Annotated in this window: 18 protein-coding genes; 10 read left to right on the forward strand and 8 right to left on the reverse strand. The window is 70.8% G+C overall.

What is annotated here, in order from left to right; genetic code table 11:
• Positions 1–287: 287 nt before the first annotated feature.
• From QT196_RS35145 to QT196_RS35160, 4 genes are read right to left on the reverse strand one after another with little or no spacing between them, the layout of a single operon-like run.
• Positions 288–902 (reverse strand): ATP/GTP-binding protein, encoded by a 615-nt coding sequence (locus QT196_RS35145; RefSeq protein WP_168482679.1) that lies wholly within the window; start codon positions 900–902, stop codon positions 288–290.
• Positions 850–1269, reverse strand: coding sequence for a DUF742 domain-containing protein (locus QT196_RS35150; protein ID WP_168484204.1), 420 nt, complete (start codon positions 1267–1269; stop codon positions 850–852). The genes QT196_RS35145 and QT196_RS35150 overlap by 53 nt, the downstream gene beginning before the upstream one ends.
• A gap of 49 nt (positions 1270–1318) precedes the next feature.
• Positions 1319–1795, reverse strand: coding sequence for a roadblock/LC7 domain-containing protein (locus QT196_RS35155; RefSeq protein WP_042157854.1), 477 nt, complete (start codon positions 1793–1795; stop codon positions 1319–1321).
• Positions 1776–4148, reverse strand: a complete 2373-nt coding sequence (locus tag QT196_RS35160; protein WP_266733031.1) for an ATP-binding protein — start codon at positions 4146–4148, stop codon at positions 1776–1778. The genes QT196_RS35155 and QT196_RS35160 overlap by 20 nt, the downstream gene beginning before the upstream one ends.
• Before the next feature lie 571 nt (positions 4149–4719).
• On the opposite strand from QT196_RS35160, the gene QT196_RS35165 reads away from it, so the two are divergent.
• Positions 4720–5862 carry a substrate-binding domain-containing protein gene (locus tag QT196_RS35165; RefSeq protein WP_266732769.1) on the forward strand — a complete coding sequence of 381 codons (1143 nt, stop codon included), beginning with the start codon at positions 4720–4722 and terminating at the stop codon, positions 5860–5862.
• Positions 5863–5932: 70 nt separating this feature from the next.
• Here the strand turns inward: QT196_RS35165 and QT196_RS35170 are convergent, their stop codons facing one another.
• The 3 genes from QT196_RS35170 to QT196_RS35180 all read right to left on the reverse strand — a co-directional run bounded on the left by QT196_RS35170 (position 5933) and on the right by QT196_RS35180 (position 8365).
• On the reverse strand, positions 5933–6604 hold the full coding sequence (locus QT196_RS35170; RefSeq protein WP_266732771.1) for a DUF4142 domain-containing protein: 672 nt from the start codon (positions 6602–6604) through the stop codon (positions 5933–5935).
• Between the two features lie 225 nt (positions 6605–6829).
• Positions 6830–7756, reverse strand: a complete 927-nt coding sequence (locus QT196_RS35175; protein ID WP_290356381.1) for an immunity 49 family protein — start codon at positions 7754–7756, stop codon at positions 6830–6832.
• Positions 7757–7813: 57 nt separating this feature from the next.
• Complete coding sequence (locus QT196_RS35180) at positions 7814–8365, reverse strand: nitroreductase family deazaflavin-dependent oxidoreductase (RefSeq protein WP_323139144.1); 552 nt, start codon at positions 8363–8365, stop codon at positions 7814–7816.
• Positions 8366–8421: 56 nt separating this feature from the next.
• On the opposite strand from QT196_RS35180, the gene QT196_RS35185 reads away from it, so the two are divergent.
• The 5 genes from QT196_RS35185 (at position 8422) to QT196_RS35205 (ending at position 12230) form a co-directional block, all read left to right on the forward strand.
• Positions 8422–8916, forward strand: a complete 495-nt coding sequence (locus tag QT196_RS35185) for a MarR family transcriptional regulator (RefSeq protein WP_168482681.1) — start codon at positions 8422–8424, stop codon at positions 8914–8916.
• Positions 8917–9021: 105 nt separating this feature from the next.
• Positions 9022–9366 carry a hypothetical protein gene (locus tag QT196_RS35190; protein WP_290356382.1) on the forward strand — a complete coding sequence of 115 codons (345 nt, stop codon included), beginning with the start codon at positions 9022–9024 and terminating at the stop codon, positions 9364–9366.
• 4 nt (positions 9367–9370) lie between these two features.
• A complete protein-coding gene (locus QT196_RS35195; RefSeq protein WP_168482683.1) occupies positions 9371–10372 on the forward strand; it encodes a caspase family protein in 1002 nt (333 codons plus the stop codon).
• Positions 10356–11501 carry a trypco2 family protein gene (locus QT196_RS35200; protein WP_168482684.1) on the forward strand — a complete coding sequence of 382 codons (1146 nt, stop codon included), beginning with the start codon at positions 10356–10358 and terminating at the stop codon, positions 11499–11501. The genes QT196_RS35195 and QT196_RS35200 overlap by 17 nt, the downstream gene beginning before the upstream one ends.
• 111 nt (positions 11502–11612) lie before the next feature.
• Entirely contained in the window at positions 11613–12230 is a 618-nt protein-coding gene (locus QT196_RS35205; protein WP_290356383.1) for an MBL fold metallo-hydrolase, read from the forward strand.
• A 62-nt stretch (positions 12231–12292) separates the two neighbouring features.
• On the opposite strand, the gene QT196_RS35210 is transcribed toward QT196_RS35205, so the two are convergent.
• A complete protein-coding gene (locus QT196_RS35210) occupies positions 12293–12871 on the reverse strand; it encodes a TetR/AcrR family transcriptional regulator (protein ID WP_290356384.1) in 579 nt (192 codons plus the stop codon).
• Positions 12872–13215: 344 nt separating this feature from the next.
• Here QT196_RS35210 and QT196_RS35215 point away from each other — a divergent pair, with 344 nt between their 5' ends.
• From QT196_RS35215 to QT196_RS35230, 4 genes are read left to right on the forward strand one after another with little or no spacing between them, the layout of a single operon-like run.
• The gene (locus QT196_RS35215; protein WP_168482687.1) at positions 13216–13788 is read left to right on the forward strand and encodes a 2Fe-2S iron-sulfur cluster-binding protein; all 573 of its coding nucleotides are present in this window, start codon (positions 13216–13218) and stop codon (positions 13786–13788) included.
• Positions 13785–14777 (forward strand): xanthine dehydrogenase family protein subunit M, encoded by a 993-nt coding sequence (locus QT196_RS35220; RefSeq protein WP_168482688.1) that lies wholly within the window; start codon positions 13785–13787, stop codon positions 14775–14777. The genes QT196_RS35215 and QT196_RS35220 overlap by 4 nt, the downstream gene beginning before the upstream one ends.
• Entirely contained in the window at positions 14774–16921 is a 2148-nt protein-coding gene (locus QT196_RS35225; RefSeq protein ID WP_168482689.1) for a xanthine dehydrogenase family protein molybdopterin-binding subunit, read from the forward strand. Before QT196_RS35220 ends, QT196_RS35225 begins: the two co-directional genes overlap by 4 nt.
• Positions 16914–18071: an XdhC/CoxI family protein gene (locus QT196_RS35230; protein WP_266732785.1), complete on the forward strand. Its 1158-nt coding sequence runs from the start codon at positions 16914–16916 to the stop codon at positions 18069–18071. The genes QT196_RS35225 and QT196_RS35230 overlap by 8 nt, the downstream gene beginning before the upstream one ends.
• Positions 18072–18350: the final 279 nt, after the last annotated feature.

Below are 18350 nucleotides of genomic sequence, written 5' to 3' on the forward strand. Positions count from 1 at the left end.
CCGCCCGTGAGCGAGGGGCCCGAGGGTCCACCCCCGGCCCGCTCGGGACGGGGCTCGCGCCGGTCCCCGTCCGCTGTCGCACAGCCCGCCACGACCACGCTAACTTCACGCCAACACCCCTGATTTCGCCGTCATTTCGGTGCGTGCGGAATCAGCTGGATTCCGCATCGGTAGGGATCATGACAGTCGGGAGGGCGGCGTGGTCCGCGGGCGGGGTTCCATACCGAGTGAAACTGATCACTTACCGGTAGTTATGGGGCTGGGGAGGGGTGCGGCGGGGCCGGGAGTCAGCCCGCCACGGTGTTTTCCGCGCGGGACAGGGCGACTTCGAGTACGACCAGCAGGGCGTCCCGGACCGAGCCCGTGTTGCGGGCGTCGAAGACGACCAGCGGGACGTGGTCGGAGACGTCCAGTGCCCAGCGCACCTCATCGAGGTTGTGGTGGACCTCGCCGTCGAACGCGTTGACGGCGACGGCGAAGGGGATGCCCTTGTGCTCGAAGTAGTCGACCGCGGCGTAACAGTCGTCCAGGCGGCGGGTGTCCACGATGACCAGACCGCCGAGTGCGCCCTCGACCACGTCGTCCCACATGAACCCGAAGCGGTCCTGGCCCGGCGTGCCGAACAGATAGAGCTTCAGCGTCGGGTCGATGGTGATGCAGCCGAAGTCCATGGCGACCGTGGTGGTGGTCTTGCCGGGGGTGTGGGTGAGATCGTCGACGCCCGCCGCGACCTCGGTGATGGCGGCCTCCGTGGTCAGCGGCCGGATCTCGGAGATCGCGCCGACGGCCGTGGTCTTGCCGACGCCGAAGCCGCCGGCGATGACCAGCTTGACCGGTACCGGCGGCTGTTCAACCGCTGTCACGGAGTGTGCCCCGTGAGTCGGGGACGGCACGGAGACCATCGATCACCCTTCGCAGTACGGAAATGTCCTGGGTTGTGCCGGCGTCCGGGACGTGGACCGCCAGATGTCCGGCGGCGCGCAGGTCCTCCGCCAGCACCCGGACCACGTTCAGGTGCAGGCGCAGCCGCGCGGCCAGTTCCGCCACCGACTGCGGCCGTCGGCAGGCGGCCACGATGTCGTGTTGTTCGAAGGCGAGCGTGCCCAGGGCGGAGAGCCCGGACGAGGTCGCCACGACCTGGGTCTCGACCGGGAGCGGTGGGCCGGTGCCGCCCCCCGCCACCCGGCCGGCGGTCAGCAGGAAAGGCCGGATCGCGGGAGCACGGCCGGCCGGCTCCGACGGGCCCGGCTCTGGTTCGCCGTCCGCCATCATGATTCTCTTCTCAGCACCTGTATCCCGCCTCCGCGGAGTGGAACGGTCAGCGGGCCGGTGTGGCGCCGGCGTTCTTCTTCAGCTCCAGCACCAGCTGGGGGGTGAGCGCGCTCCCGGCCCGGTTGGCGAAGAGGGTCATCTCGTACGCGATGTTGCCGAGCTTCGCCTCCTTCGAGGTCACCACGCCGAGGACGGCGCCGCAGCCGATGGCCGACACCAGGACATGGCCGCCCTCCAGGTCGATGATGACCTTGTTGAGGCCGCCCAGGCCGTAGTTGCCGGACGCGCCGGCGGCCAGGCTGGTGACACCCGACACGATCGCCGCGAGCCGCTCGGAGTCGGCCTGCTCCCGCAGTTGGGAGACCGCGATCAGCAGTCCGTCGGAGGACACCGCGATGGCGTCGACGACACCGGCGGTCTGGGTGGCGAACCGGTCGAGCAGCCAGGTGAAGTCGGCCGCGGCAGCGGTCAGATCCATGGGTTCCGCGCGCTCGGAACCGCTCTTACCTGTCGGCGTGTTCACTGCCCGACTCCTTCCGGGGTTGCTGGTGTATCGGGGGAGCTGAATCCCTCGGGGGCGGAGCGGTTTCCTGCTCCGCCCGGCGTACGGCGGCTTCGAATTCGTCGAGTTCCGAGCGGACCGCGTCGGCGTCGACCGGTGTGCGCACGTCCTGGGCGGCTCGGTCGGGCGGCGGGGTGGTCATGGGGAGCGTCGCGCCCCGTACCCGCCGTCGCAGCGGGCGGGCGGAGTCCGCCGGCCGCGGCTCGGACGCGGCGCCGGCCCCTTCCTCGTCCGTACGCTGCGGGAGGCGCCGGGGGAGCTCGCCTTGCTGCGACGGGGCGGTGGACCGCCGTTCGGGCAGGGTGGCGGGGGTCCGCACCGGCAGGGGAGCGGCCGGGTCGGGGTCGGGCTCGGAGGCGGTGGAATCGGACCCGGGCTCAGGCTCGGGGGTCGCCGGGGGCGCCGACGCGGCCCGGACCCCGGTGACGTCCGCCGCTGTGGACGGCGTGCCGACGGGCTGCACGGCCAGCAGCAGCGTGGCGGGGAGCCAGACGGTGCCGGTGACGCCGCCGCCCGGAGTACGGCTCAGGGTGACCCGGATGCCCGAGCGGCGGGCGAGGCTGCCGACCACGAACAGGCCGAGGACCTTGGTCGGTACGAGGTCGAGCCGCTCCCGGCGGATCAGCCGGGAGTTCTCCTCGTCGAGCCGCTCCGCGCTCAGGCCGAGGCCGTGGTCGATGATCTCGATCAGCGCGCCGCCGTCCGCGGTGATGTCGGTGCCGGGCCGGACGACCACCTCGACGGGGCTGTCGGACGGTGAGAACGAGACCGCGTTCTCCAGCAGTTCGGCGAGCAGCAGCGTGAGGTCGTCGACGATGTCGGGTCCGACGGTGACCTCGGTCTCGGACCGCAGGGACACCCGCTGGTAGCCCTCGATCTGGCCGAGCCCCGCCCGGATGACGTTGACCAGGGTGGTCGGCCGGGCCTCCACCTCGGGGTCCCGGATTCCGGCGAGCAGCATCAGACTGTCGGCGTTGCGCTGGAGGCGTACGGCGATGTGGTCGATGCGGTACATCCGCTCCAGGACGTCGGGGTCGGTCTCCTCGCGTTCCACGGCGTCGATCAGCATCAGCTGGCGTGAGGTGAGGTTGCTGACCCGGCGTCCGACGTTGCCGAACATCTCGGCGACGTTGCGGCGGCTGAGCACCTGTCGCTCCAGCAGCGCCGCGGCGGTGACCTGCACCTGGTTGAACGCCTCGGCCAGGTGGCCGATCTCGTCGCGGACCGGGACGGGAATCGGCCGCGCCCGCAGCGGGGCGCGTTCCGGCGACTCGTCGTCCTCGACCCTGGCGAGCTCCTCGCCGGCCACGTCGACGACCTGCTCGGCGGCGCCGGTCAGGGCGGTCAGGGGGCGGACCACCGAGCGCCGGACCAGCACGGAGAAGGTGAGCCAGGAGGTGAAGCCGAGCAGGGCGAGGCCGAGCATCGCCAGCGCGTTGCGCAGGGCGCTCGCGGAGAGGCTGTCGGCCTCGTCGGCGATCTGCTCGATCAGCGTCCGGGTGATGTCGAGACGGGCCCCGGCCTGCCGGGTTCCGGCGGCCATCGCCTTGCGCAGCTGCTGCGGGCTCTGGCCCTGGAGAGAGCCGGGGTCGATCTGGAGCTCCGCGAACTGGGCCTCGATGCCGTTCTCCTCGGCATCCCGCTCGATCCCACCGAGGCGCAGCATCTGGTCCGGGCCGGCGATCCGGCCGAAGCGTTCGGACTGTTCGTCGTAGAGCTTGTGGGCGCCGACCGCGCGGGTGTACTCGGTGAGCGCGTTGGCGTCCCGGGTCTGGGCGGAGAACACCCCGCTCTCGAAGGCCGCGTGGGCGGCGTCGGTGCGCAGCACCGTGTCGAGAAGGTTCGTGACCGAGGACGACGAGGTGCCGATGAAGCGGTCCAGTCCGATGCCGTCGATCAGGTAGTCGACCGCGGCGGCGTACGCGGGGTCGATGCCGGCGGCCGGGACCGAGCCCCGCTCGGCCTTGTCACGCAGCACCGCGAGGCCCCGGATGTAGGTGAGGGCCCGCGCCTCGTCCTTCGGCAGGTCCGGTCCGAACGCGGACTGCACGGCGGTGACCTGTTGATCGGTCGACTGCTGCGCCTGGCGGTAGGCGGACGTGGAGGGCAGGGCGGCACCGGGCCGGGCCGACTCCTGCTCCACGGACAGCAGCAGCGCCTGCCGGTGTTCCGCCTGGATGTCGTTGATCAGCTTGGTGACCTGCTCGCTGTCCCGCACCAGCTCCGCGGTCCGGTCGGCGTCCAGGGCCTTGTCCATCTCCGTGGTGACGCCGATGCCCAGCAGCACGCCGACGACCGCGACCGGCGCGATCACCAGCACATTGAGCTTCCGCCGGAACGGCCACCGGTCCAGGAGCGCGCTCGTCTGCGGACGGAACCACGGCCTCATCGGTGAACGCCGGGACCGGTCCGGTTCGTGTGACGGGTCCACTGTGTCCACAGACACCCAGGCCTCCTTACGACGTGCTCCTGAGCGGTGACCGAGGTGTTGTTGTTGCCGACCGCTGACGACGGAGGGAAAGTGACGCTTCGAGGTTTCATTCGAACGCGAACGAAAAGATTGCGCCACATACCCAACCGGCCGTGAACACTACCGCTTGTGCACGGGCATGCAACACATGACAACTAATGGCCAGGAGGTATTCAACTCTTTGTCATGTTTGGCCCGTTGTCTCCCCTGTGGAGAGCAGAACCGGCGGATGGGATGATTGGCCGGATTCCGCGGGGAGCGGGGCGCGCGGAGCGGCTCGTTCCGCACCGGGAACGTGTGCCGGAGGGATGCGCCCTTCGTTCCCGAAGGCGGCTGCTCCGCCGGGCACCGCCACCCGTAGCCTGTCTCCCCCACCCCCGAACCCGTACCCTCATCCCGCCCTGCGAGGAGACCCGTGCACCCCACCCGCAAGGCGGTCGTGACCGCCGCCGCACTCCTGGTCATGGCCACCTCCGCCGGCTGTGAACCCGGCACCGGCGCCACCGCGTCCCACCGGGACTCCTCCGCCGAGCCCGGATGCCCTGCCGTCCTGTCGAAGGCCAAGCAGGCGGTCAAGAAGGCGGAAGCGGTCAACGCCCCCTGGCGGGGCCCCACCACCGGCCCCAAAGCCGTCCACGGCAAGACCGTCGTCTACATAGGCCAGACCCTGACCAACCCCGGTGTCGCCGGAGTCGCCCAAGGTGTGCAGGAAGCCGCCAAGATCGTTGGATGGCACGCCCGCACGCTCAACGGCCAGGGCACGCCCGACGGTCAGCGGGCCGCCTTCAAGCAGGCGCTCAGCCTCAAGCCGGATGGCATCGTCATCAGTGGGTTCGACCCCGGGGTCGCCCCGGCAGAGGTCAAGAAGGCGAATTCTGAGGGAATTCCGCTGATCGGCTGGCACGCCGCCCCGGCTCCCGGCCCCAGCAAGGAACCGAAGCTCTTCAGCAATGTCACCTCCCGGGTCGAGGATGTCGCGAAGATCAGCGCCGACTGGATCATCGCCCGGTCCAACGGGCGCGCGGGCGTCGTCCTGTTCACCGACGCCACGGTGCCGTTCGCGAAGCGCAAGTCCGACCTGATCAAGAAGGAACTCGCCACCTGCTCCGGCACCAAGCTGCTGAGCTACACCAACATGCCCATTCCCGAGGTCAACCGCCGGTCCATCAAGGAAGTCCGCTCCCTGCTGTCCCGCTTCGGCAGCAAGTGGACCTACTCCGCCGCCATCAACGACCTGTACTTCCAGCACGCCGCGCCCGCGCTGCGCGCCGCGGGCAAGGACGGCGCCGGCGCCCCGTTCAACATCGGTGCCGGTGACGGCGATCCGTCGGCCTTCCAGCGCGTCAACGGCAAGGAGTTCCAGGCCGCCACCGTGCCCGAGCCGCTCTCCGAACAGGGCTGGCAGATCGTCGACGAGTTCAACCGCGCCTTCACCGGCGCCCCGGACAGCGGGTACGTCGCCCCCGTCCACATCGCCACCGCCGGCAACAGCGGCGGCGCACTGTCCTGGGACTCCGAGGGCTACCGCCAGGCCTACCGCAAGATCTGGGGCGACTGACCTCTGGAGCCGTGCCGCCCCGGCAGGCGCGCGGCTTCCCGGACCGCGCCCAAGTCCGGTCCGTGGCTGGTCACTTGGGGATGGTCGAGGCGACATCGTCCAGCGTCGCCTCGGTGACCAGGCCGGTGTCCTCCAGTACGCCCATATGGTCCTGGACGGTGTTGTTGGTCTGGGTGGCCAGCCGCCGGATCAGGGTGTTCTTGGTGGTGGCGCGCACCTCGCCGATCGTGATGAAGATCTTGCCGTGGGAAGCCCGGAGCAGGTCCACGAAGAGCTGGTCGAAGGCCTGGCCCCGGGCTTCCTTCAACTGGTCCACCCAGCCCTGTTGTTCGGCGGTGGCCTCGTCGGGGATGGGCACGCTCAGCGCCTCGGAGTCCTCACGGGCCAGCTCATCGAGATTGCTGTGCCCCTCCAGCAGGTGCATACCGGCGCGCTTGATGGCTTCGCTCGAAGCGTGCGTCTGGGCGAGCCGGCCCGCCGGCATCTCCCACAGCCCGGCTTGCCGGACCTTGGTGAGGAAGGTCTTGTCCAGGGCGCTGAGTGGGCCCGCATTACCTCCCTGCGGCCCGGCCAGGGCCGCGTTCGCGGCCGGAAGATGGGCCGAGTGCGACTCGTCGGCGGAGCTGTTTCTCTGTGCGAGCCACACGGATACGCTCGCGATGACCGCGAGCAGGGCGACCGCGGCGGCTATCAGACGGCCACGGCTCGCGGTGGGCTGGGCTTTCCGTGCATGAGATTTCATCGTGCCTCCTGATTGCGCGCGAGGGCCGCCGGAGCGCTGTCGCCCTTGGGGCTGTTGGGGCACGGTCACGCTAACGTTTGCATTGAGCAAAGAAATCGATTCAGCGACGATGCGCAAATCCCTGGGGCGGCCGGCGACGATGAGCTACCATGCCGGCGCTCGTGCGCGCAGGGGGCACTGCCTCATGCTGCGGCAGTGCCCGAAACAGCGGTGCGGGGCACCGGTTCAGCCACTGACCGACGGCGCGCCTTCAGGGGCACTCAGCAGCGCCTGCGGCAGGTAGGCGGACCGGACGCGCAAGTCCCAGCCGTGTACTTGGACTGCCAGTGCGGCCAGGGCGATGGTGTGGTGCGGCAGAAGGCTGCGGGGTGCCGCGTCGAAGGGTGCGCTCTCCCGGTGCTGGACAAGGCGTTGCTCCAGGGCCTCCTCGAAGGCCAACTGGTCGTCCTCCAGAAGCACCCGCAGCAGGCGCTGGTCCGGCGTCAGCGCATCGAGCGTATCCAGCTGCCGCTTTGCCTCGGCGCGCTCGCCCTCAGTCGGCTTGCACAGCGGGACCGACGGCCAGTGCCGGGGCAGATGCCCTTCCGCCTGGGCGAGGTAGCCGCACAAGGCGTCCATTTCCGCCAGCTCACCCGGATCCGACTTCGATTCCAGCTTCGAGTGCGGCACGCCGTTGTGTATGTCAGGCGCGATGTCGCCGCGCAGCAGCAGCCCGATGACCAGATCCCGTTCCCAGACCATGCCGCTGATCACGGACAGCGCGAACGCGGCCAGCCAGCTCTCCGCGGTGGCCACCTGCTCCACAACGGCCTCGAAGTCCGTGTCCTCGCTGCTGAGCTTCTCGTCAATGAGGGTGAAGGAGATCTCTTGGTCGCCGTTGGGGTAGCAGCCGAGGTCCAGGAGCCCCATGGCGCACTCGGCCGCGGTGCGCAGGACGATGCGTGACGGGGCGGTGCCGGGCTCGGGGTCCGCCACCGTGCGGGCGGCTATGTGGTCGAGGAGTTCGTCGCGCATTCCCGCCAGCTCCGCATCGGAGTAGCAGTCGTATTGCATCGTGTGCCAGCGGCTGAAGGCCCGCCCCCAGATGTCCTCCAGCGCCTGTTGGATCCGCTGCTCACTCACGTCATGCCGGGCTACGTCTTTGATCGTCATAAGCAGAATCCTGGCAGCTGCCACTGACAGTGCAGGTGTCCAGTCAGGGACCCCGGGTTACCCGCGCGGCCGGCCGGGAGAGGTTTCAAGGCGTACGAACGGGATGCGGTGCCCCGCCCGGCGGTAGGCGGCTTCGCTGCCGTCGACGTCGAAGCCCATGAAGGAACACAGTCGGCGCGCCAGCCGCGGGTGCGCCGGAGCGTAACGGGCCATCAGGGCGCCACCGTCCTCGGGGGAGAGGAAGCGGGCCGTGGTGGTGTACCGGCGGTTGCCGCTCTGCACCACGGTCCGTGGCGAGTGCCGCAGATTCTGGTACCAGGCGGAGGACGGGCCGAACCCGGCGGCGACGGTCCAGCTGAGTCGGTCCCCGTCCCGCTCGTACGCGATGACTTCCAGGACGACCTGGCGGCGGATTCCGGTGCGTCGGCCGGTGTGGTGCAGCAGGAGCAGCCGTTTGCCGAAGAGCGCGCCGAGCCCTGCCCGGTAGAGACGAATGGGGAGACGCGCCAGAAATGTGTCCTGTGTCGGCTTGTGGCCCGTGCAACCTTTGCATAGTGCGCATTGCCGGGCGGTGGCTAGGGGGCAAGCATCAGGAGAGCCGCAGGCCAGGCGCGTTCCGGCGTCCTATGGCGACGCCGGAAGATTCCGGGCGGTAGAAAGGGGAGATGGCGGAGCGCATGGCCCCCACGAGGGGCGTGGATGATGTGGATGCGGTGACCCAGGCGGTGCTCACGGCGTCGAGGCTGCTGGTCGCGGTGTCCGCGCGGTCACTCGGCGAGGTGGAGGAGCGGGTGACGCTGCCGCAGCTGCGGATGCTGGTGGTGCTCTCCACACGGGGCGCCACCAAGCTCGTGGCCCTCGCCGAGCTCCTCCAGGTCGCCCCGTCGACCGCGATGCGCATGGTGGACCGGCTCATCACGGCGGGCCTGGCGCTCCGTCAGGCCAACCCCGACAACCGCCGCGAGACCTTGCTCCAGCTCACCGACGAGGGGCGGCGCACGGTCGAGGAGGTCACCGCCCGCCGCCGCGCGGAGATCGCCGCCATCGTCGAACGCCTCGCCCCCGCGCAGCGGGCCGCGCTCATCGAGGCGCTCACGGCGTTCAACGAAGCGGGTGGTGAACCACCCGTGGACGCGGCGGAGGCGCACCCGCTGGGGTGAGGCGCGGTCGCTGAGGGTGCTGTCGCGGTATGGGTAAAGTGCCGTCCGGGCGCACCGCCGCGCTCTATGCTCGGACCACATTCGCTCGTGGACCGGAGGCCCCCTGTGCAGATCACGATCCGGTGTGAAGGTGCCGACACCGCAGGGGAGTTGGCCGCGAGTCTCCATCAATGGCTGCTCGATGAACCGGACGCCCGCCGGCACGCCGAGGTGCAACTGGTCGGTGCCGCGCCGGTCGAGGGCGAACTGGGCTTTGTGCTCGATCTGGTGCAGCTGATCGTCGGCTCCGGCTTCAGTGCGGGGTCCCTGGGCTACACCGTCGCCCAGTGGAAGAAGATGAACGCCCCGCAGCTGGCCATGAGTTTCGAGCGGAACGGCCGGACCGTGACGGTGAGCGGGACGGACGCCGAGGAGATCGCGCGCGTCATCCGGCAGCTCGGCGAAGAGTGAAGCATTGGCCCGTTTGCCGCGGTTCGACGCTTCGTATGCCTTGCTGATCGGGGTGTCGGAGTACCAGGACCACGAGTTTCCCGAGGTGCCGGCCGCGATCCACAATCTGGCGGGGCTGCGCAGTGTGCTCGCACCGTCCGATGGCGGAGGCTTTCCCCGTGAGAAGTGCCGGATGGTCTCCAACCCGCGGACGGGCGAGGGGATGCGGGTCGCCATCAAGCGGGCGGCCGAGTCTGCCACCGACGTACTGCTGCTGTACTACGTGGGGCACGGCTGGAAGGTCGACGGCGACCTGTATCTGGCTTCCCAGTCGTCGAGCCCCGATTCGATCGAGACCACGGGGCTGGCGTACAAGACGGTCCGCCGGCTGGTCCGGAGCTCCCCGGCCGCGATCCGGATCATCGTCCTGGACTGCTGCTTCAGCGGGGTCGCCACGGGACTGCTGAGCGGTGCGGGCGACCTGCGCCTCAGCGAACCGGAGGTCGAGATCCCGCTCGACGAGGAGCTGCCCGACGACCACGCCGACGGTGTCTGCGTCATCGCCTCCAGCGGCCCCAACCAGCCGTCCCAGGACTCGGACGGGGCGGATCACACGGCCTTCACGGGGCATTTCCTCGCCACGCTGAAGGCCGCCACACAGGCCGGTGAAGTGCGCGATCTGGAAGCGGTGTTCGACGGGACGAAGGCGGCGATGGTGTCCGCGGAGCTTCGGCATGCGCCGTTGATCGCCTCGATGGGAGGGGCCCGACGGCTGGCGCTGGTGAAGAGCCTGACGGCCGTCGACCCCGTTCCTGTCGCGGTGCCGGACGCCGCGGTCGTCCGCCAACCGACGGCGGCGGACGAGGCCGTGATCGCCGCGGCGATCGCGCCGCACGGCGACGGGCCGGCAAAACTCATGAGCTGGCACACCCCGGTGGGCAGCGCGGACATCTTCGATTCCGCGCTGGCACTGACGCTGCTGCAACAAGCCATGGCAATGGGGGGTGACGATGAGCACGCCGGATAGGAAGCGGAGCGGGGAACTCGACCGGCTGCGCGCACAAGCGGAGGAAGACTTCGGGACCTATGGCCCGCAGCTCGCGGACCGGCTCTTGACTACTTGTCAGCAACTTCGGGCCGCCGGTGAAGGAGAGGAAGCCCTCCTCATCGCGCAGGAGGCGGTGGGGATTCACCGGGCACTCGTCGACCGCTACCACCCCGTCTCCGTCGGCACCGGGCTGGCACATGCGCTGCTTCAGCTGGGGCTCTGTCTGGCCGAACTCGGGGCGGCCGAGGAGGCGGTCGACGTGTTGCAGGAGTGCCTCGCGTTCACCGATGTGCTGGCGGCGCATGTGCGGCCGCCCGCGCTGCGCTTGCGCTGCAACGCGCTCGAATGCCTCGCGCTGATCCTCGGCTCGGCGGGCCGCACGGCGGAGGCCGTCGCCGCCTCGCACCAGGCGATCACCGGCTACCGGGAGCTGTTCGAGGAAGACCCGGGCGTGGCGCCGGAGCTGGCCCGTGGTCTGCACAACCTCGCCACCCTGCTGGCCGCCGGGGCCGAGCGGGAGCAGGCCCTGATCCCCCTGGAAGAGTCCCTGGTGATCTATGACCAGCTCTCCATAGGGGGCAACACGGCGCTGGCGGCGGAACGGAGCCGGGCCCAGCAGTTGCACGCCGTACTGACGGGAGGAGAGGGGGAGACCGGGGACGTCGCGGGCGAGGCGCTGTCCGCCTACCACCTGGCGGCGGAGGCCGATGCGTACTCGGCCACCTCGGGACTGGCCGGCATCCCGGCGTATGTAGAGATCCATCGTGTTGAACCCGTCGACCACGTCGCACAGCCACACAGAGAGCAGCGGAGCATGGACCGGAACCGGATTGACCTCACCGAAGCGGTGCAGGCCGTACGCGACGATCTGCGCGCGGCCACCGAATCGTTCGACGGCGGTGACCTCCAGTTCGACATGGGACCGATCGAGCTGGAATTCACCGTCGAGCTGGAGCGCGACCCCCGGGCACGATCGGGTGTGCGCACCTGGGTCGTCACGGACGCCGCCGCGGGGAAGGCGTCGGCCCCCGCCAGGCACCGGCTCACCCTCACACTGACGCCACGACAGCTCGCCTATCGGAGCGTCGATGTGGCGGACAGGATGTAAAAGGAGGCCGGTCCAGGCCGACTTCGGCCGCTCGGCGACGCCTTCGGAGCCCTGCCGCACGGCCGCTGCGGAGGGTCGACGCCCGTACCCCGGACGCGTACTCTCCGCAAGATGCGCCTCACCAAGTACACCCATTCCTGTGTCCGGTTGGAGCGTCCGGGAGGCGGGACACTGGTCATCGACCCCGGTATCTGGAGCGAGGCGCGGGCGCTGCACGGTGCCGACGCGATCCTGGTGACGCACGAACATGCCGACCATGTCGATGTACTGCGCCTCAAGGGGCTCGGTGCGCCGGTCTACGCTCCCAAGGGCGCGGACTTCGGCGGCCTCCTGGACGTCATCGAGGTGGAGCCGGACGAGGAGTTCAGCGCGGCCGGCTTCCAGGTCACGGCGCACGGCGGCCGGCATGCGCGGATCTATGGGGACCTCCCGGACTGCGCCAATCTCGGCTACCTGATCGACGAGCGCCTCTACCACCCCGGCGACTCGCTCCATGTGCCGGACGAGCTGGTGGAGACGCTGCTCGTGCCCGTGCAGGCGTCGTGGCTGCGTACGTCCGAGGCCATCGACTTCGTCCGGGCGGTCAAGCCGGAACGGGCCTACGGCATCCATGACGCGCAGATCAACGAGCGGGGCCTGCACAGCGTCAACGGCTGGCTCGGCGAGGAGGCGGGCGGGTGTTACAGCTGGGTGCCGCCGGGGGCCTTGTTGCCTTGCTCGGGGCGGTGAGCGCTGGGCGTCGGCCGGATCGTCTGGCCCCGTACGGCGCCCGCTTGGCCGAACCGTCCCCCTCAGGCACCCGGAGCGCCCGCGCGCAGGCCGTCCATGACGAGGTCCAGGAGGCGTTCGGCGCGCCCGTGCCAGTCACCCTGCGGATCGATCTGCCAGAGGCCGGAGATGGCCAGCACGAAGTCGTCGGGGGTCACCCCCGGGCGGATGGTGCCGGCCTCTTCGTTCGCCTTCAGTAGGAGGGCGACGGCTGAGGTCACCGGGCCGTGGCCCAGGCCGGCCAGCGCGCCGGGTGTGCAGGTGGTCTTGCGCATCGCGTCGGCCAGGCCGGCCTTGGCCATGGCGTACTGGGCGAGGCGGTCCATCCACTCCCGCAGGGCCTGGTCGGGTGCGTGCGTCTCCAGCAGCTGGGACGCGGTGGCGGAGACCTGCTGCACCTCGTGGCGGTAGACCTCGAGGACGAGCGCCTCGCGGTTGGGGAAGTTGCGGTAGAAGGTCGCCTGCCCGACGCCCGCCTTCTTCGCGATCGTGCTCAGCGGGGCGTCGGCCGACCGCGTCAGTTCCGCGAGGGCCACTTCGAGGATGCGTTCGCGATTCCGCTGTGCGTCCGAGCGCACCGGCGCGGGCTTTCTCTCCTGCACTCGTCCTCCACCCGGAATCCACCGACGGCCGGGTCTTGCTAAGCGGACAACTGTCCGGTAGATTTTTCGAAGCTAGCGGACAGCTGTCCGCTTAGGTCCACCATACCGCCGGATGCGGCCGATGGGGATGGTCCGCGACCCCGCGACCGGCTCTTCGGCCACCACGCCGCCGCAGAAGCCCCAGCCGACGCCGCCACGTACAGCGCCTCCCTCCCGAACCACCTGCGGGTCCGTCCCCTCCGACGCTCTCGCACCGCGCGACAAGGACAGCTCGATGTCCTGGTCGGCCCGCACGCCTTCAGGGCCGGCCCGCTGCGCCTCACCCATGCGAAAGAAGGCTGATCATGGCTCTATCGACGTCCAGCGTCATCACTTTGAACATCAACGGCGAAAAGCGCACGCTGCCCGTCGACCACCGCACCACCCTGCTCGACGCGCTGCGCGAGCAGCTCGATCTCACCGGCACCAAAAAGGGCTGTGACCACGGCCAATGCGGTGCCTGCACGGTACTGCTCGACGGAAGCCGGGCGGTCTCCTGTCTCCAGCTCGCGGTCGCCGCCGAGGGGCGGGAGATCACCACCATCGAGGGTGTGGCGGACGGCGACCGGCTCCATCCGGTGCAGCAGGCCTTTCTCGACTTCGACGGCTATCAGTGCGGCTACTGCACACCGGGGCAGATCTGTTCGGCAATAGCCGTGATCGAGGAGCATGCGGCGGGCTGGCCGAGTGCCGTGACCGCCGACGTACGCCCCGAAGCGGGAGCGCCCGCGCTGACCGCCGAGGAGATCCGGGAGCGGATGAGCGGCAATCTGTGCCGCTGCGGTGCCTATGTGTCGATCGTGCAGGCGGTCGCGCAGGCGGCGGAGACCGAGGCCCGACGGACGGGCGACGCGGCGGAGGGGGAGCTGACGGCATGAGGGAATTCGGATATCAGCGGGTGACCGAGGTCGCCGGGGCGGTGGCGCTGCTCGGGGCCGATCCTGACGCACGCTTTCTCGGCGGCGGCACCAACCTCGTCGACCTGATGAAGGCCGGGGTGGAGCGGCCCGCGCTGCTCGTCGACGTACGTGACCTGCCCCTGGGCCGGATCGAGCCGAGGGGCGACGGCGGGCTGCACATCGGCGCGACGGTCACCAACAGCGAACTCGCCGCCGATCCCGAGGTGCGTCGGCGCTACCCGGCGCTGGCCGAGGCCGTACTGGCCGGTGCCTCGGGGCAGCTGCGCAACATGGCCACGGTCGGCGGCAATCTGCTCCAGCGCACCCGCTGCGGCTACTTCACCGACTCGGCCAAGCCGTGCAACAAACGCGCCCCCGGCAGTGGTTGCCCGGCCGTCGAGGGTGAGCACCACAACCACGCGATCCTGGGCGCCTCCGCGCATTGTGTGGCCGTGCACCCCTCGGACATGGGGGTGGCGCTCACCGCCTTCGATGCCGTCGTCTCGTACGAAACCGCGGACGGTCCGGGTGAGTTGCCGCTCGCGGAGTTCTATCTCCCGGTGGGCGACACCCCCCACCGGGAGACCGCACTGCCGCCCGGCGCGCTGATCACCGGTATCACCCTGCCGCCGGCCCCGGTCGCCGCCGCCTCCCGCTACCGGAAGGTGCGCGAGCGCGCGTCGTACGCGTTCGCGATCGGCTCGATCGCCGCCGCCCTCGATGTCCGGGACGGTGTCGTCCGCGAGGTGCGCCTCGCCTTCGGGGCGGTCGCATCCAGGCCGTGGCGGGCCCGGACGGCCGAGCGGGTGCTGACCGGGGGCCCGGCGGACGCCGCGGCGTTCGCCGCCGCCGCGGACGCCGAACTCGCCGCCGCCGAGACGCTGCCCCACAACGGATACAAGGTGACCCTGATGCGCAACCTCGTCGTGGCCGTACTGACCGAACTCGCCGAGGAGGCCGCCCGATGACCGCCACCACGGAAAACCTCGCGGTGACCGGGGCCGTCGGCGCGGCTCACACCCGTCTGGAGGGCCGGGACAAGGTCACCGGTACGGCGCGCTTCGCGGGCGAGGTCCCGTTCGCCGAACTCGCCCACGGCTGGCTGGTGTTGTCCACCATCGCCCGCGGCCGGATCCGCTCCGTGGAGTCGGCGCCCGTCCTGTCCCTGCCCGGCGTCCTCGCCGTCCTGCACCATGAGAACGCCCCGCGCGTCAACGGGGACTACCAGGGGACGCTCGCTCCGCCCGACCCGATCCTTCAGGTCTTCCAGCACGACCGGGTGCCGTATGTCGGCTGGCCGGTGGCGCTGGTCGTCGCGGAGACCCCCGAGCAGGCCAGGGAAGCCGCCGAACGGCTCGTCGTCCGGTACGACGAGGAGCCGCACGATGTCGCCTTCTCCGCCGGGCGGCCCGGGATGTACACACCGGAGAATTCCCCCACCATGGCGGCGGAGACGGCGAAGGGCGACCTGGACGCCGAACTCAGCGCGTCCGCCGTGGTCGTGGACGCGGAATACACCACACCGGAAGAGCACCACAGCCCGCTGGAACCCCATGCGGCGATGGCGCGCTGGGACAGCGGCCGGCTGGAGGTCGTCGACTCCAATCAGGGCAGCAGGTTCGTGGCGGAGGAACTGGCGCAGCTGTTCTCGCTCGACCCGGGCTCGGTGCGGGTGCGGTCCGAACACGTCGGCGGTGGCTTCGGCTCCAAGGCGACCCGCCCGCATGCGGTGCTCGCCGCGATGGCCGCGACCGTCCTGCACCGCCCGGTCCGGGTCGTTCTGACCCGCCGGCAGATGTTCTCGGTCGTCGGCTATCGCAGCCCCACGGTGCAGCGGGTCCGGCTCGGCGCCGACGTCGACGGGCGGTTGCGTGCCTTCGACCACCAGGCGGAGTCGCTCACCTCGACCGTGTTCGAATTCGTCGAGCGCAGCGCCAACTTCGGACGGCCGATGTACGACGCCGCCGCGCACCACACCGTCAACCGCGTCGTCCCGCTCGATGTCCCGACGCCGACCTGGATGCGGGCACCGGGCGAGGCGCCGGGTTCGTTCGCGCTGGAGTCCGCGCTCGACGAGCTCGCCGAGAAGTGCGGTATGGACCCGATCGAACTGCGCGCACGCAACGAACCGGACGTGGGCCCGGTCTCCGGCCTGCCCTTCAGCAGCCGCCGGATGCTCGCCTGCTTCCAGGAGGGCGCCCGCAGGTTCGGCTGGGCGGACCGGGATCCGCGCCCCGGCACCCGCCGCGAAGGGCGCTGGCTGCTCGGGACCGGCACCGCCGCGGCCACCTTCCCCTCAGGGGTCGCGCCGTCCACGGCCGCCGTGACGGCGGAGGAGGACGGCACCTTCACCGTACGGATCACCGCGGCCGACATCGGCACCGGAGCACGGACCGCGCTCGCCCTGATCGCCGCGGACGCGCTGGAGGTGGCTCCGGAACGGATCCATATACAGATCGCGGACAGCGACTTCGGCCCGGCGATGATCGCCGGCGGCTCGATGGGCACCCGCTCCTGGGCCTGGGCGATCACGGCCGCGGTACGCGAGCTGCGGGAGCAACTGGCCCTGGGCGGCGGCATACCGCCGCAGGGCATCACGGCACGGGCGGACACCGGCGAAGCCGTCAGGGCGCTGGCGAAGAAGGAACGGCACTCCTTCGGCGCGCAGTTCGCCGAGGTCGCCGTGGACGTCACGAGTGGCGAGGTGCGGGTGCGGCGGATGCTCGGCATCTTCGCCGCGGGCCGAATCGTCAACCCGCTGACCGCCCGCAGCCAGTTCATCGGCGGTATGACCTGGGGGCTGTCCATGGCGCTGCACGAGGAGGCGGCCCGGGACCAGGCCTCGGGCGGCCATGTCGGCGCCGACCTTGCGGGCTACCACCTCGCCGCGCACGCCGATGTCCCGCCCATCGAGGCGGACTGGGTGGACGACCCGGACCCCGACGACCCGGTCGGCATCAAGGGCATCGGCGAGGTCGGGATCGTGGGGGCCGCGGCGGCCATCGCCAACGCGGTCTGGCATGCGACCGGTGTACGCCACCGCCATCTGCCGATCCGCCCCGACCGCGTCCTGCAGGCCGGCACCGCACCAGGAGGAGACCGGGATGCTTGACCTCGCCGACGCCTTGCACCGCTGGCTGGCGGAGGGGCGGGACGTCGCCGTCGCCACGGTCGTGGCCGTCGACGGCAGCGCGCCGCGCGGTCCGGGCGCCGCCCTCGCCGTCGACAGCCGGGGCACGGTCATCGGCTCGGTCTCCGGCGGCTGTGTGGAAGCGGCGGTCCACGACCTGTGTGCCCAGGCGCTCCAGGACGGCCAGGTGGTGCTGGAGCAGTTCGGCCCGGATGCCGACGACGCCTTCGCGGTAGGGCTGACCTGCGGCGGAACCATCGAGGTGCTGGTCACGCCGATCCGCGCGGATACCCCGGGCCGACAGGTGTGGGCGGCCGCGCTGGCGGCCGCCGCCGGGGGAGCGGCGGCGGCCCTCGCCCTCGTGACCGGTGGACCGGCCGAACTCCTCGGCCGCCCCCTGCTCGTCCACCCCGACGGCTCGTACGAAGGCGACCTCGACGGAGCTGCCGAGCTGGACCGCGCGGTGGCCGACGAGACCCACGCCCTGCTGGACACGGGCCGCACCGGCACCTTCGCCCTCTCGGAGCGCGGCGCGCGCTGCGGGAGCGCGCTGACCCTGTTCGTCGCGTCGAACGTGCCGCCGCCCCGCATGATCATCTTCGGCGCCGTCGACTTCGCCGCGGCGCTGGTGCGGACGGCGAAACTCCTCGGCTACCACGTGACCGTGTGCGACGCCCGCCCCGTCTTCGCCACCCGCGCCCGCTTCCCGGAGGCCGACGACCTCGTGGTCGACTGGCCGCACCGCTACCTACGGCGCACCGAAACCGACAGCCGTACGGTGCTGTGCGTCCTCACCCACGACGCCAAGTTCGATGTCCCCCTGCTGACGGTGGCCCTGCGGCTGCCGGTCGCGTTCGTCGGCGCGATGGGCTCCCGTCGCACCCACGAGGACCGCAACCGCCGGCTGCGCGAGGCCGGCCTCACCGCACGCGAACTGGCCCGGCTCCGCTCACCGATCGGCCTCGACCTCGGGGCCCGTACCCCCGAGGAGACCGCCCTGTCGATCGCGGCCGAGATCGTCGCGATACGCCAGGGCGGCACGGGGGTCCCCCTGACCGGCTCGCGGACCCCCATCCACCACGATGTGCACCAGCGGATATCGGACCCGGCCGGTTCGCATGCGGCCGCATGACACGGCCGGGGCCGGGCGCCCGGCGCCAGGGCGGGGCCGCCCGGACGTCCCGCCTGGCTCGCGGCGTCTGCCGCGCACGCTGAGGGCGCCCCGAGCCCCGCCCTCCCCAGGCGGACGACGGGACATTGCGGATACGCCCCAAGGCAGGAGGCCCGCGGTATGCCCGGTGACTGACATCCGGTGGCTGAGGTGGCTGAGGTGGCTGAGGCGACCGAGATGACTGAGGTGACCGAGGTGGCTGAGGTGACTGATATGCCGCGCCCCGGACCGGGCAGGGAT

Source organism: Streptomyces sp. P9-2B-2, assembly GCF_030406865.1.
Classification (GTDB): Bacteria; Actinomycetota; Actinomycetes; order Streptomycetales; family Streptomycetaceae; genus Streptomyces; species Streptomyces platensis.